Raw genomic sequence first — 14,819 nt, 5'->3', positions numbered from 1 at the left:
ATGACCACCTCGCCGCTGCTGCCATTGACCGCCGCTGACCTGCCACCGCTCGCTCCCGAGCTGGTGCTGATCGGCAGCGCCTTCGCCCTGATGATCCTCGACCTGTTCGTCAGCAACCGGAACAAGATCGTCACCCACCTGTTCTCGCTCGCTGCGCTGGCCGTGGTGCTGTTCATGCTGGCCACCGGCGTGGGCGGGCAGGGGGAGGTCTTCCATGGCATGTTCGTGCGCGATACCGCCGCGGACGTGATGAAGACCGGGATCGTGCTGCTCAGCGGCCTGACCCTGGTCTACGGCTGGCGCTACCTGCGTGATCGCGACCTGTTCCAGGGCGAGATCCCGGTGCTGATCCTGTTCGGCACCGCCGGCATGATGATCCTGGTCTCGGCCGGCAGCCTGCTGATGGTCTACCTGGGCCTGGAACTGCTGGCGCTGTGCTCCTACGCCCTGGTCGCCAGCAACCGCGAAAGCGGCCTGGCCTCGGAAGCGGCGATGAAGTACATCGTGCTGGGTTCGCTGGCCTCGGGCCTGCTGCTCTACGGCATGTCGCTGATCTACGGCGCCACCGGCAGCCTGCACCTGGATGTGATCCGCGAGGCCATCCCGCACTCGGAAGAGCGCGTGCTGCTGATCACCGGTGCGGTGTTCATGATCGCCGGCGTCGCCTTCAAGCTGGGTGCCGCGCCGTTCCACATGTGGCTGCCGGACGTGTACCAGGGTGCCCCGGCACCGATCGCACTGTTCATCAGCTCGGCGCCGAAGCTGGCCGCGTTCGGCATGGCCTACCGCCTGCTGGAAATGGGCGTGGGCCCGCTGTCGACCGAACTGCAGCTGCTGATTGCCGGCCTGGCCGCGGTATCGCTGGTCATCGGCAACCTGATGGCCATCGCGCAGAGCAACCTCAAGCGCATGCTGGCGTTCTCCACCGTCTCGCACATCGGCTTCCTGCTGATGGGCATCGCCGGTGGCGGTTCGCAGGGCTACGCCGCCGCGCTGTTCTACGCACTGGCCTACGCGATCATGTCCACCGCCGCCTTCGGCGCGATCATCGCGCTGTCGCGTGCCGGCTTTGAAGCCGAGAACATCGAGGACTTCAAGGGCCTGAACGCCCGCAACCCGTGGATGGCCGGCCTGGTGCTGTGCATCATGGCGTCGCTGGCCGGCATCCCGCCGTTCCTGGGCTTCTGGACCAAGCTGGCGGTGCTGGGCGCGGCCGTCAACGGCGGCCTGCTGTGGCTGGCCATCCTCGGCGTGCTGTGCGCCGTGGTCGGCTGCTTCTACTACCTGCGCGTCATCAAGGTCATGTACTTCGATGAGCCGGTGGGCGAGGCCATGCCGCGCAGCAACGACCGCGTGCTGGGCGTGGTGCTGGGCGTGAATGCCCTGGCGCTGCTCGCGCTGGGCCTGGCCTGGAGCCCGATCATGGTCTGGTGCCAGCAGGCATTTGCGCATCTTGCATGAAAGTTGACACAAAGCTGCGCGATTCGTGTAATATGCGCAGCCTGAGTTGTCACTGCAGCGGTTCAGCCAGAACATCGTTGCGGTAGTCCTCCTCGAAAGAGCAGGGCAGCAGTTCAAACACTTCCGGTGCGGGGTGGAGCAGTCTGGCAGCTCGTCGGGCTCATAACCCGAAGGTCGCAGGTTCAAATCCTGCCCCCGCTACCAACGTCGGATCGGCGCCAACCGGTTCGATGAATGAGGGAAAGCTTGCATTTTTCGCAGCAATGCCTCATGATTCCGCTTCTGATGCGGGGTGGAGCAGTCTGGCAGCTCGTCGGGCTCATAACCCGAAGGTCGCAGGTTCAAATCCTGCCCCCGCTACCAAGTAAAGAGATCGCCTTCGAAGTCCTGCTTCGAGGGCGTTTTTCTTTGGGGTCTGCGTTGTTTCTGCGTGATCGGGGTCAGATCCCTTATCCACGGGAAAAGGGATCTGACCCGGGTCCGCACCTTGCACCAGCGCGGTGCAGTCGCTATCATCAGCGGCCTAGCAGTACCCCTGAAGGCGGCCTCCCAGCGGGAGTCCGGACCCGGAAGGAGGGCCGCAACCGGCAGGCAATGCAGGTTGCAACCGGAATCCAGTCACCGGAGTCTTTCCGGAAAAGGGGCCCAACGGGCCCTTTGTCGTTTCCGGGGCGTCACGTTTCCACGCCGGCCAAGGCCGGCACCCAACCATAGAGATCAAGGCAGGCTGTGAGCGACAAGGCAACCGACATCGCGAATCTGCTCGCCCCGACCGTTGTGTCGCTGGGCCTGGAGCTGCTGGGCGTTGAGTATCTGCCGGCCCCCGGCGGTGCGACCCTGCGCCTTTACATCGACGTGCCGCTGGCTGAACAGCCCGAGCGCATCATCAATGTCGACGACTGCGAGCGGGTCAGCCGCGAAGTGTCGGCGCAGCTGGACGTCGAGGACCCGATCAGCGGCAATTACACGCTGGAAGTGTCCTCGCCGGGCGTCGACCGTCCGCTGTTCAGCCTGGAGCAGTTCGGCCGTCACCTCGGCGAATCGGCCAAGGTCACGCTGAAGCTGCCGCAGGACAACCGTCGTCGCCTGCAGGGTCGTATCGAGGCGACCGACGAGGCGGCGGGGACCATCACTTTCATCGTCGACAAGGCCGAAGTGGTCGTGTCGGCCGACAACATCGACAAGGCACGGATCATGCCCGACTGGGTGGCGCTGGGGCTGGCCCCGAGCAAGCCGACCGGTCCGGCACCGAAGCGTCCGAAGCCGAACACGAATTCTTCTTCCAACGAGCCGGCGGCAAAGAAGCCGCGCGCGGAGTGAGCCAATGAGCAAGGAACTGTTGCTGGTAGTCGACGCAGTCGCCAACGAGAAGGGCGTGCCGCGTGAAGTGATCTTCGATGCCATCGAGGCCGCCCTGGCCTCGGCAGCGAAGAAGCGCTATCCCGACGAGGAAGTACTGACCCGCGTGGTCATCGACCACAAGGACGGCAGCTACGAAACCTTCCGCCGCTGGGAAGTGGTGGCCGATGACGTGGTCATGGAATCGCCGGACCGCCAGATCCGCCTGATGGACGCCGTCGATGAAGCCGAAGGCGTCGAGGTCGGTGACTACATCGAAGAGCAGATCGAGAACCCGGATTTCGGCCGCATCGCTGCCCAGGCCGCCAAGCAGGTCATCGTCCAGCGCGTGCGCGAAGCCGAGCGCCAGCAGGTCGTGGATGCGTGGAAGGATCGCGTGGGTGAGCTGATCACCGGCGTGGTCAAGCGCGCCGAGCGCGGCAACATCTATGTCGACCTCGGCGGCAACGCCGAAGGCTTCATCCCGAAGGACAAGGGCATCCCGCGCGACGTGCTGCGCGCCGGTGACCGCGTGCGCGGCTACCTGGCCGAAGTGCGCTCGGAGCCGCGTGGCCCGCAGCTGTTCATCAGCCGTGCCGCCCCGGAATTCATGATCGAGCTGTTCAAGCTGGAAGTGCCGGAAGTCGGCCAGGGCCTGGTGGAAATCAAGGCCTGTGCACGTGACCCGGGCGACCGCGCCAAGATCGCCGTGCTGGCCCACGACCAGCGCACCGATCCGATCGGCGCCTGCATCGGCATGCGCGGTTCGCGCGTGCAGGCCGTGTCCAACGAGCTCAATGGCGAGCGCGTGGACATCGTGCTGTGGAACGACAACCCGGCCAACTTCGTCATCAACGCGATGGCGCCGGCCGAAGTGCAGTCGATCATCGTCGATGAAGACAAGCACTCGATGGACCTGGCCGTTGCCGAAGACCGCCTGGCCCAGGCGATCGGCAAGGGCGGCCAGAACGTGCGCCTGGCCAGCCGCCTGACCGGCTGGCAGCTCAACGTGATGACCCAGGACCAGGTCACCGCCAAGTCGGAAGCCGAGCAGGCTGCGGCCCGCCAGCTGTTCATGGACAAGCTGGAAGTGGACGAGGAAATCGCCGGCATCCTGGTCAGCGAAGGCTTCGGCACCGTCGAGGAAATCGCATATGTCCCGGTCGGCGAACTGCTGGCCGTGGAAGGTTTCGACGAGGACATCGTCGAAGAGCTGCGCGCTCGTGCCCGCGATGCGCTGCTCAATGAGGCCCTGGCAGTCGAGGAAGGCCTTGAAGACGGCCAGCCGGCGCAGGACCTGCTGTCCCTGAAGGGCATGGACGAAGCCACCGCGTACGCGCTGGCCGGCCACGGCGTGCGTACCAGCGAGGATCTGTCCGACCTGGCCGCCGACGAGGTCATGGACTTCGGCATCGAAGGACTGGATCAGGCGCGCGCCGCTGCGCTGATCCTGGCCGCCCGTGCCGAGGAGATCGCCCGACTGGAACGCGGCGAATGAGCCGGCAATGAACAGGGCCCTGAGCCGCTCAGGGCGTAGAATCCGCGCCACCTCCACATGCGGGGGGGCGCCCACAAGATCATAGGATCCGAATGTCGCAGCAAACCACCATCCGCAAGCTTGCCGAACTGGTCAACACGCCGGTCGAAAAACTGCTGGAACAGCTGGCCGGTGCCGGCATGAAGTTCAGCGGTCCCGACCAGGTCGTGACCAGCTCCGAGAAGGTGAAGCTCCTGGGCTTCCTTCGTCGTTCGCACGGCAAGCCCGAGCAGGCCCCGGAAGAGACCGATCAGTCTGCGAAGAAGATCACGCTCAACCGCCGGAAGCAGCAGGAAGTGACGGTCAATTCCGGTCGCAGCAAGACGACCGTGAATGTCGAGGTGCGCCAGAAGCGTACCTACGTCAAGGATGGTGCTCGCGCCATGACCCCGGACGAAGAGCGCGCCGACATCCTGCGCAAGCTGGAAGAGTCGCGTGCCCGCAACCTTGCCGAACAGCAGGCCCTGGCCGAGAAGGATCGTCTGCGCGACGAAGCCATCGTCCGTGCCCGTGAGGAAGAGGCCGCCGCCAAGGAACGCGCCGAGGCCGAGAAGAAGGCTGCCGAGGAAGCTGCGGCTGCCGCCAAGGCGGCCGAGACGCTGGCTGCCAGCAAGCCCAAGCGTGCTCCGATCGACGAAACCGCGCCGCGCCCGCCGCGCACCCCGGCCGCAGCCCCGGCTGCGCCGCGTGGTGCACCGCCGCCGCCGCGCAACGACGACCGCAACAACCGCAGCGCGCCGCGCAACGAGCGTGGCCCGGGTGACCGTTTCGCTGGCCAGATGCACCTGTCGGCCGCCGACCGTGCGCGTCGTGGCAACAGCAACAACAGCAACACCCGGGGTCGTCCGGGCGGGCGCAACCAGGCCGGTGGCCGTCGCGACATGTCGCGCGGTGGCAACAATGCCGGCCCGCACGCCTTCGAGCGTCCGACTGCACCGGTGGTGCGTGAAGTGGCGATCGGCGACACCATCACCGTGGCCGACCTGGCGCAGAAGCTGGCGCTGAAGGGCGGCGAGGTGGTCAAGGCGCTGTTCAAGATGGGCGTGATGGCGACCATCACCCAGTCCATCGACCACGACACCGCCGCGCTGGTGACCGAAGAACTCGGCCACAAGGCGATCCGCGCCAACGACAACGACGCCGAAGACGCACTGCTGGCCTCGACCGGTGAAAACCAGGGCGAAGCCACCCAGCGTCCGCCGGTGGTCACCATCATGGGCCACGTCGACCACGGCAAGACCTCGCTGCTGGATTACATCCGCCGCACCAAGGTCGCCACCGGCGAAGCGGGTGGCATCACCCAGCACATCGGCGCTTACCACGTCGATACGCCGAAGGGCGTGATCAGCTTCCTGGACACCCCGGGCCACGCCGCCTTCACCTCGATGCGTGCGCGCGGCGCCAAGCTGACCGACATCGTGGTGCTGGTCGTGGCCGCCGATGACGGCGTCATGCCGCAGACCAAGGAAGCGATCCAGCACGCCCGTTCGGCGGGTGTGCCGCTGATCGTGGCGATCAACAAGATCGACAAGTCCGACGCGGATCCGATGCGGGTCAAGAACGAACTGCTGTCCGAGCAGGTCGTGGCCGAAGACTTCGGTGGTGACACCCAGATGGTGGAGATCTCGGCCAAGACCGGCCTGGGCATCGACGACCTGCTGGACGCCATCTCGATCCAGGCCGAACTGCTGGAACTGAAGGCGGTCGATGAAGGCCGCGCCTCGGGCGTGGTGATCGAATCGTCGCTGGACAAGGGCCGCGGCCCGGTCGCGACGGTGCTGGTGCAGCAGGGCCGCCTGAAGAAGGGCGACTACCTGGTGTGCGGCATCCAGTACGGCCGCGTGCGTGCGCTGTTCGACGAAACCGGCAAGCAGCCGGAGTTCGCCGGCCCGTCCATCCCGGTGCAGGTCCTGGGCCTGTCCGGCGTGCCGGAAGCTGGTGACGACTTCGTGGTCGTCGAGGACGAGCGCCTGGCCAAGGACGTTGCCCAGCAGCGCGAGACCAAGCGCCGTGAATCGCGCCTGGTGGCCACCGCTGGCAGCCGCATGGAAGACATCATGGCGACCCTGGGCAAGGGCGAGGGCCAGCAGGTCCTCAACCTGGTCATCAAGGCCGACGTGCAGGGTTCGGTGCAGGCGCTGAGCCAGGCACTGGTCGCGCTGTCCAACGAAGACATCCGCATCAACGTGATCCACTCCGGCGTGGGTGGCATCACCGAGTCGGACGCCAACTCGGCCGCCGCTTCGAAGGCCACCGTCATCGGCTTCAACGTGCGTGCGGACGCTTCGGCCCGTCGCATCATCGAATCCAATGGTGTCGACCTGCGTTACTTCTCGATCATCTATGACGTGATCGACCAGGTGAAGCAGGTGGCCTCCGGTCTGCTGGGCGTGGAGATCCGCGAAGAGATCATCGGTATCGCCGAGGTCCGCGACGTCTTCCGCAGCTCGAAGCTGGGTGCCGTCGCCGGCTGCATGGTCATCGAGGGTGTGGTCAAGCGCAACAAGCCGATCCGCGTGCTGCGCGACAGCGTGGTGATCTTCGAGGGCGAGCTGGAATCGCTGCGTCGCTTCAAGGAGAACGTCGAGGAAGTCCGCAACGGTACCGAATGCGGTATCGCGGTGAAGGCCTACAACGACGTCAAGCCGGGTGACCAGATCGAGTGCTTCGAACGTATCGAAGTGCCGCGCACCCTGTAATGCTGCAAGGTGGCCCGGCCAACGGTCGGGCCCCACCATGTACCTGTAGCGCCCGACCGTTGGTCGGGCGACAATCGAATCAAAGGTAGTGCCCGACCGTTGGTCGGGCGACAACTGAACCAAGAGCTCCTCGTGCCCAAGACTTTCCATCGAACCGACCGTGTCTCCGCCCAGCTGCGCCGTGAACTCGGCACCCTGGTGCACAACGCCGTGCGCGAGCACGGGTTGCCCTCGGTGAGCGTGTCCGACGTGGAAATCACCCGCGACATGGCCCATGCCAAGGTGTTCGTCACCGCGCTGATGCCGGAACGTTCGGCTGAAGCCGTGGCCGGCCTGAAGGAACTGGGCTACCGCCTTCGCATGGACCTGGCCCGCGCGATGAAGCTGCGCCACGTGCCGGAGCTGCATTTCCACTACGACGACTCGGTCGACCGTGGTGAGCACATCGACAACATCCTGCGCGACCTGCCCGATACGCTGGCCGCCGAGAAGCGTCGCGAGAGCGACGAAGAATAACCGCGCGACGCCGGGCATGCCCGGCGTTGCTGCATTCCGGCTGCGCGATGTCTGATGCAGGCCGCGCTGCGGCAGCCGAGCATGGCCCGTCCCAACACTTTCCTGTCATGACCCGAATTCAGTTCCGTCGCCTGGATGGCATCCTGCTGCTCGACAAGTCGACCGGCATGAGCTCCAACGCCGCCCTGCAGGTGGCGCGCCGCCTGTTCCGCGCCGAGAAGGGGGGGCATACCGGCAGCCTCGACCCGCTGGCCACCGGCCTGCTGCCGCTGTGTTTCGGCGAGGCGACCAAGATCGCCGGCCTGCTGCTGGGTTCGGCCAAGGCCTACGACGCCGAGATCGTGCTCGGCCAGACCACCGATACCGACGATGCCGAAGGCCAGGTACTGCTGCAGCGCCCGGTGCCGGCAATCAGTGCCCAGGCCCTGCAGGCTGCGCTGGCGCCGCTGACCGGCACCATCCGCCAGCGTGCCCCGATCTATTCGGCGCTGAAGCAGGGCGGTGAACCGCTGTATGTGAAGGCCCGCCGCGGTGACGTCATCGAAGCGCCCGAACGCGAGGTGCAGGTACACGCCATCGAGGTGCTGGAGCAGCAGCCGGAACGGCTGCGGCTGCGCGTGACCTGTGGTTCCGGCACCTATATCCGCAGCCTGGCCCGCGACCTCGGCGAACGCCTGGGCTGTGGCGCCCACATCAGCGCGCTGCGCCGGCTCTGGGTCGAGCCGTTCCGCGAGCCTGCCATGGTCACCCTGGACCAGCTGCGGGCGATGGTCGAGGCCGGTGACGAGGCTGGCATGGACGCGTTGCTGCTGCCGCTGGCGGCCGGCCTGGCTGAATACCCGAGGGTCGACCTGGACGCCGACCAGGCCCACCGGTTCTGCGTGGGCCAGCGCCAGCGCGACCTGTCCTGGCCGCGCGGCCTGGTGGCCGTGTTCGGTCCGGACGATGCTGTCCAGGGCCTGGGCCAGGTCGACGAGAGTGGCCTGCTGGCCCCGCAGCGCCGTTTCAACCTCTGACCGGGGCCTGCCGGTTCAGCCCCGGTCCTTGTCCCGGACGCCCCCGGCCGTTACAATTTCGCGGCCGTTTTCCGGCAACCTGCCTCGCGCAGGTTTCATCCTCGTAGTCCACGGCGAGCCTGGCGGTGCGCGAAGCGCGTTCCTGCCGGCCACGCATCACAGAGAAAAAAGAAATGTCGATCGACACCCAGAAGGTCATTGAAGACAACAAGCGCAGCGCGGCTGACACCGGCTCCCCGGAAGTCCAGGTTGCACTGCTGACCGCCCGCATCGAACTGCTGACCGGCCACTTCAAGACCCACAAGAAGGACCACCACAGCCGCCGCGGCCTGCTGCAGATGGTCAACCGCCGTCGCAGCCTGCTCGACTACCTGAAGAAGAAGGACGTCGAGCGCTACAAGGCCCTGATCGAGAAGCTTGGCCTGCGTCGCTAAGCAACGAATCCCCCGCGGCGCAGCGATGCGCCGCGGTTTTGTTTTGTAGTACCGCAATCCCCGATTCAGGCCGGAACGATCCGGCCACCCGCTGGCGGCAAGGGTCGCCGACGGTCCAAATTCGCAGACAGCATCCCCAAGGACACCCTCCGTGGCAAAAATCACCAAAACCTTCCAGTACGGCAAGCACACCGTCACGCTTGAGACCGGCGAAGTCGCCCGTCAGGCCAGCGGCGCCGTCATCGTCAAGATGGACGACACCGTACTGCTGGTCACCGCCGTCGCCGCCAAGAGCGCGCGCGAAGGCCAGGACTTCTTCCCGCTGACCGTCGATTATCAGGAAAAGTTCTACGCCGGCGGCCGTATCCCGGGTGGTTTCTTCAAGCGCGAAGGCCGTGCGACCGAGAAGGAAACCCTGATCTCGCGTCTGATCGACCGTCCGATCCGCCCGCTGTTCCCGGAAGACTACAAGAACGAAGTGCAGATCATCGCCACGGTGATGTCGCTGAACCCGGACGTGGACGGTGACATCCCGGCCCTGATCGGTGCTTCGGCTGCCCTGGCCCTGGCTGGCACCCCGTTCATGGGTCCGATCGGCGCGGCCAAGGTCGGTTACAAGAACGGCGAGTACATCCTGAACCCGACCGTCAGCGAACTGGCTGACTCGCAGCTGGAGCTGGTCGTCGCCGGTACCTCCAACGCCGTGCTGATGGTTGAATCCGAAGCCGCGCTGCTGTCCGAAGAAGTGATGCTGGGCGCCGTGACCTTCGGTCACCGCGAAATGCAGAAGGTCATCAACGCGATCAACGAGCTGACCGTCGAAGCCGGCACCAAGCCGTCGACCTGGGAAGCCCCGGCCAAGAACGAAGCGCTGATCTCCGCCCTGAAGGAAGCCATCGGCCCGCGCCTGGGCGAAGCCTTCCAGGTGCGTGACAAGCTGCAGCGCCGCGACGCCATCTCGGCGATCAAGAAGGACGTGTTCGAAGCCCTGGCTGGTCGCGTGGCCGCTGAAGGCTGGAACCCGGCCGAGCTGTCGAAGGAATTCGGCGAGCTGGAATACCGCACCATGCGTGACTCGGTGCTGGACACCAAGGTCCGTATCGACGGCCGTGCGCTGGACACCGTCCGCCCGATCACCGTGAAGACCGGCGTGCTGCCGCGTACCCACGGTTCCTCGCTGTTCACCCGTGGCGAAACCCAGGCCATCGTGACCATCACCCTGGGCACCGCCCGTGACGGCCAGGTTATTGACGCCGTTGCCGGTGAGTACAAGGAAAACTTCCTGTTCCACTACAACTTCCCTCCGTTCTCGGTGGGTGAGTGCGGCCGCATGATGGGCCCGAAGCGCCGCGAAATCGGCCACGGTCGCCTGGCCAAGCGCGGCGTGCTGGCTGTCATGCCGTCGCTGGAATCCTTCCCGTACACCATCCGCGTCGTCTCGGAAATCACCGAGTCGAACGGTTCCTCGTCGATGGCATCGGTCTGCGGCTCGTCGCTGGCCCTGATGGACGCCGGCGTGCCGGTGAAGGCGCCGGTGGCCGGTATCGCCATGGGCCTGGTCAAGGAAGGCGAGCGCTTCGTCGTCCTGTCCGACATCCTGGGTGACGAAGATCACCTGGGCGACATGGACTTCAAGGTGGCCGGTACCGCTGAGGGCATTTCCGCCCTGCAGATGGACATCAAGATCGAAGGCATCACCGAAGAGATCATGAAGCAGGCTCTGCAGCAGGCCAAGGCTGGTCGTCTGCACATCCTGGGCGAAATGGCCCACGGCCTGACCGCTCCGCGTGAAGAGCTGTCGGACTACGCGCCGCGCCTGCTGACCATCAAGATCCACCCGGACAAGATCCGCGAAGTGATCGGCAAGGGTGGCTCGACCATCCAGGCCATCACCAAGGAAACCGGCACCCAGATCGACATCCAGGATGACGGCACCATCGTCATCGCTTCGGTCAATGCCATCGCTGCCCAGGCCGCCAAGGCCCGCATCGAGCAGATCACCTCGGACGTCGAGCCGGGCCGCATCTACGAAGGCAAGGTCGCCAAGATCATGGACTTCGGTGCGTTCGTCACGATCCTGCCGGGCAAGGACGGTCTGGTCCACGTGTCGCAGATCTCCAGCGATCGCGTCGAGAAGGTCGGCGACGTGCTGAAGGAAGGCGATGTGGTCAAGGTCAAGGTGCTGGAAGTCGACAAGCAGGGCCGTATCCGCCTGTCGATGAAGGCCGTGGAAGAAGGCGACGCCGTCAGCGCCGAATAATCGGTACTGCTGATTGTGCGGTGGGTGAGGACCGTTGGTCCTCACGCTTCCGCAAATGAAAAAGCGGGCTTCGGCCCGCTTTTTCTTTGCCTTGATGTCATGCAGTGCCGCTCATCCAGGTCGCTGCATGTCCTGCTGCAGTGCGTGAGCGCCGCCACGTGGCCATCGTTCTGTCACGGTTGCGCGGATCACGCCTGTCCACGGGACGACATGCCGCGACAACCGTCCCGCAGCCACATCGGTTTGCTAACGTGGCGGCGCCTTCGAACCGGGAGATCCCATGTTCCGCCAGACCGTGGCCGTCCTTGCCGTGCTGATTGCCGGTGCCGTGCCCATCGCTGCGCGCGCCGCGCCGGCGCCGCCGCCGATCTTCGGTGCCTACTACCCCGGCGGCTCGGCCGAGCGCTATCCGGTGTCGAGCATTCCCGCCGAGCGCCTGACCCATCTGTTCTATGCGTTCTCCACCATCGAGGACGGCCGCTGCGCGGTCGGCGCGGAAGCGCCGAAGAACTTCGCCGCGCTGGCCGAGCTCAAGAAGGCGCATCCGCACCTGCGCACGCTGATTTCGATCGGTGGCTGGGGTGCGGGTGGGTTCTCCGATGCAGCGTTGACCGAGGCCAGCCGCAAGCGCCTGGTGGGCTCATGCATGGCACTGTTCTTCGATCACCATGCCGGCAGCTTCGATGGCGTGGATATCGACTGGGAGTTCCCGGTCAGTGGCGGGCCGAAGGAGCTGGCGCATCGCCCGCAGGATCGCGCCAACCTGACCAGGCTCGCGCAGGCGTTCCGCGTGGCACTCGACGCGCACGGGCGCAAGGTGGGGCAGCCAATGCTGCTGAGCGCCGCGCTGGCCGCCGGTCGCCTGCAGACCGATGGCCCCTATGATCCGGCGGCGAGCTACGACCTGCCGGCGCTGGCCAAGGTGTTCGATTTCATCAACCTGATGAGCTATGACATGGGCACCGGCTTCTCATCGGTGTCGACCTTCAATGCGCCCCTGCATGAAGTGCCGGCCGATCCGCTGGCGCCGGAGCTGCGGCGCTGGAACAACGTGGCCGGCGCGGTGCAGTACTACCGCGAGCACGGTGTGCCGGCCGACAAGCTGGTGCTGGGCGTGCCGTTCTATGGGCGCGGCTTCAAGGTCACCGGCGATGCGCCGGATGGCCTGTATCAGCCCTACAGCGCACCGGCCGACGCCGGCGACTGGCGGGTGATCAAGGCGCGCTATCTCGACCAGCCGGGTTGGGTGAAGCACTGGCAGCCGCAGGCGCAGAGCCCGTGGCTGTACAACGCCGTGCAGAAGATCTTCATCAGCTATGAAGACCCGCGCTCGATCGGCCTGCGTGCCCGGTTCGCCCGTGAGCAGGGCCTGGCCGGGGTGTTCATGTGGGAGCTGACCGGCGACGACGAGCAGGCCAGCCTGCTCAACGCGATGCTCGGCCCGTGGCAGAAGGCGCGCATCGGCGATTGAGTCACTGGTGGCGCCGGGCCATGCCCGGCGCCAGGCGGCAACGCCATCGACCCGACACCGCACATTGCGACGACGCCGGCGGCGCTACGCTTTGGGCATGATCCATCTCGAACGCCTGGACCACCTGGTCCTCACCGTCGCCGACATCGAACGCAGCTGTGACTTCTACCAGCGCGTGCTCGGCATGCAGGTCGTGCGCTTCGGCGCTGGCCGTACCGCGCTGCAGTTCGGCCAGCAGAAGATCAACCTGCATCCGGCCAGCGCGCCACTGCAGCCGCATGCGCTGCGACCCACGCCGGGCAGTGCCGATCTGTGCCTGGTCACGCATACGGCAATGGTCGATGTGCTGGCGCACCTGCAGGCGCAGGCCATCGTGGTGGAGGAGGGGCCGGCCACACGTACCGGTGCGCTGGGACCGATCGAATCGGTGTACTTCCGCGACCCGGATGGCAACCTGATCGAAGTGAGTCGTTACCCGGGCGAAGAACACCCGCAGCGGTAGCGCCGGGCCATGCCCGGCGAAGACTCAGTTGGCCCAGACGCTGTTGGGGTCGCCGTTGCGGGCGCGGCGCTGGCTGGCGACGGCCAGGCGAGCGAAGCCGAAGGCCATGGCCAGCGCGATGGCATCGACCCAGAACAGCGGCCAATGGCCACGCGCGGCGGCGCGCCACAGCCAGTCACCATTGAGTGCGCCGTGCAGGACCGGCACCAGTGCAGTGCTGAGCGCTGCGGCCCACAGCAGCTCGCGCGCCGCCTGCGCGGGGCGGCGCAGTGCAGCCCACAGCGCACAGGCTGCCCAGCTGCCGAAGCAGGCCCAGCGGATGCCATGGTCGACCGCCGACGGTGCCAACCGCTCCAGCACCAGCGCGGTGATGAAAGCGACCGAGATCGCCACGCACAGGCCGATGCACACGCCGACCGTGGCCCGCGCCATGTTCACCCCGGCGCGTGGCTGTTGCGGCTGGCGACGCTTGCGCCGCGACTCGATCCACAACAGGTTGCCGGAGTAGAACAGGAACGCACCGCCGAGGCCGAGCAGGAAGTACAGCCAGACCACCACGCCGTTGCCGAACTCGCCGAAGTGCAGGGCATAGGCGGCGCTGAGCGTGGCGTGGTTGGCATCGCGCTGGCCCGGCAGCTGGGAGGCCAGGACGTTGCCAGTGGCCACGTCCAGGGCCACCGAACCGAGCGGCCCGAGTGTGCCGGTGGATTCGCCCGTGATCTCGATCGTGGCGCTGGCATCGCCGGCGTTGGCCAGCTTCAGGTAGGCCGGCTCGAAGTTGGCCACGCCCTGTGCGCGGGCTACTTCAAGCGCGCGCGCATGCAGCAGGCGCAGGCTGCCCGGCGGTGCCGGGATGCCACTGGCGTCGCGCACCGGCGCGGTGTCCATTGCAGTCGGTACCGCCTGCAGGGCCTTGCCGTCGTAGATCAGTGGATTGAGCAGGGCCATCTGCACGAACACCAGGCAGAGCAGGGCGCCAGTGACCGCGAACATCAGGTGAAAGGGCAGGCTGAGCACGCCGATCACGTTGTGCGCGTCCTGCCACAGTTGTTTCAGGTTGCGGCCCGGACGCAGCGCGAACAGGTCGCCGAACAGCTTCGGCAGGTGGATCACCAGGCCGCTCAGCAGCGCCATGCCATACAGCAGGCTGACGATGCCCATCACGTAGATGCCGGCCACCGGCAGGCCGAGGCTGTAGTGCAGTTCGTTGACCAGTTCGGCCAGCCCGGTCTGTGGCGGCGTCGGGCTGCCGGCGATCTGGCCCGGCCAGGCATAGCGCCAGCTGCCGTCGTCGGCCTGCCAGTAGGCCAGGGGTTGCGGATGTTCGGCGCCGGGGAACGTCATGCCGACGTGGCGGCGGGCCTCCGGGTGTGCCGCCAGCACGTCTTCCAGCAGGTACTGTGCGTCGTCCAGGCCCGCCGGCAACGCGGTGGCTGCACCGGGCGTCTGCCACAGCGGCAGGTCGTGGTGGAACAGGGTCAGCGCACCCGCGTAGAAGGCCACGAACAGGCCGAAGCCGGCAACCAGGCCGACCCAGGTGTGCAGGGTGGTGAACGTACGCAGGGTCTGCGAGCTGAACTTCATG

At 66.3% G+C, this 14,819-nt stretch carries 11 protein-coding genes and 2 tRNA genes; 12 read left to right on the top strand and 1 reads right to left on the bottom strand.

The window, feature by feature from the left end; genetic code table 11:
• The 12 genes from nuoN (at position 1) to VG561_RS10490 (ending at position 13,234) form a co-directional block, all read left to right on the top strand.
• On the top strand, positions 1 to 1,461 hold the full coding sequence (nuoN, locus tag VG561_RS10545) for an NADH-quinone oxidoreductase subunit NuoN (protein ID WP_423179562.1): 1,461 nt from the start codon (positions 1 to 3) through the stop codon (positions 1,459 to 1,461).
• Between the two features lie 127 nt (positions 1,462 to 1,588).
• Positions 1,589 to 1,665, top strand: a tRNA-Met gene (locus tag VG561_RS10540).
• 82 nt (positions 1,666 to 1,747) lie between these two features.
• Positions 1,748 to 1,824, top strand: a tRNA-Met gene (locus VG561_RS10535).
• A gap of 366 nt (positions 1,825 to 2,190) precedes the next feature.
• Positions 2,191 to 2,781, top strand: a complete 591-nt coding sequence (gene rimP / locus VG561_RS10530) for a ribosome maturation factor RimP (RefSeq protein ID WP_014647860.1) — start codon at positions 2,191 to 2,193, stop codon at positions 2,779 to 2,781.
• 4 nt (positions 2,782 to 2,785) lie between these two features.
• Positions 2,786 to 4,297, top strand: a complete 1,512-nt coding sequence (gene nusA, locus VG561_RS10525; RefSeq protein WP_014647859.1) for a transcription termination factor NusA — start codon at positions 2,786 to 2,788, stop codon at positions 4,295 to 4,297.
• A gap of 92 nt (positions 4,298 to 4,389) precedes the next feature.
• Positions 4,390 to 7,035: a translation initiation factor IF-2 gene (gene infB, locus VG561_RS10520; RefSeq protein WP_014647858.1), complete on the top strand. Its 2,646-nt coding sequence runs from the start codon at positions 4,390 to 4,392 to the stop codon at positions 7,033 to 7,035.
• 132 nt (positions 7,036 to 7,167) lie between these two features.
• Positions 7,168 to 7,551, top strand: coding sequence for a 30S ribosome-binding factor RbfA (gene rbfA / locus VG561_RS10515; RefSeq protein ID WP_005410447.1), 384 nt, complete (start codon positions 7,168 to 7,170; stop codon positions 7,549 to 7,551).
• A 107-nt stretch (positions 7,552 to 7,658) separates the two neighbouring features.
• On the top strand, positions 7,659 to 8,567 hold the full coding sequence (gene truB / locus VG561_RS10510) for a tRNA pseudouridine(55) synthase TruB (protein ID WP_014647857.1): 909 nt from the start codon (positions 7,659 to 7,661) through the stop codon (positions 8,565 to 8,567).
• A 173-nt stretch (positions 8,568 to 8,740) separates the two neighbouring features.
• Entirely contained in the window at positions 8,741 to 9,001 is a 261-nt protein-coding gene (gene rpsO, locus VG561_RS10505) for a 30S ribosomal protein S15 (RefSeq protein WP_005417886.1), read from the top strand.
• A gap of 151 nt (positions 9,002 to 9,152) precedes the next feature.
• Positions 9,153 to 11,261 carry a polyribonucleotide nucleotidyltransferase gene (pnp, locus tag VG561_RS10500; RefSeq protein ID WP_046431803.1) on the top strand — a complete coding sequence of 703 codons (2,109 nt, stop codon included), beginning with the start codon at positions 9,153 to 9,155 and terminating at the stop codon, positions 11,259 to 11,261.
• A gap of 280 nt (positions 11,262 to 11,541) precedes the next feature.
• Positions 11,542 to 12,732, top strand: a complete 1,191-nt coding sequence (locus tag VG561_RS10495) for a glycoside hydrolase family 18 protein (RefSeq protein ID WP_262093476.1) — start codon at positions 11,542 to 11,544, stop codon at positions 12,730 to 12,732.
• A gap of 97 nt (positions 12,733 to 12,829) precedes the next feature.
• Positions 12,830 to 13,234 (top strand): VOC family protein, encoded by a 405-nt coding sequence (locus VG561_RS10490; RefSeq protein WP_032957457.1) that lies wholly within the window; start codon positions 12,830 to 12,832, stop codon positions 13,232 to 13,234.
• Between the two features lie 24 nt (positions 13,235 to 13,258).
• On the opposite strand, the gene VG561_RS10485 is transcribed toward VG561_RS10490, so the two are convergent.
• Positions 13,259 to 14,818 (bottom strand): PepSY-associated TM helix domain-containing protein, encoded by a 1,560-nt coding sequence (locus VG561_RS10485; RefSeq protein WP_069116130.1) that lies wholly within the window; start codon positions 14,816 to 14,818, stop codon positions 13,259 to 13,261.
• Between the last annotated feature and the right edge of the window lies 1 nt (position 14,819).

It is taken from the genome of Stenotrophomonas sp. CASM110, from assembly GCF_049384345.1.
GTDB classification, from domain to species: domain Bacteria; phylum Pseudomonadota; class Gammaproteobacteria; order Xanthomonadales; family Xanthomonadaceae; genus Stenotrophomonas; species Stenotrophomonas muris.
Note: the sequence above shows the minus strand (reverse complement) of the source record. Positions and strands in the feature narration are given on the sequence as shown.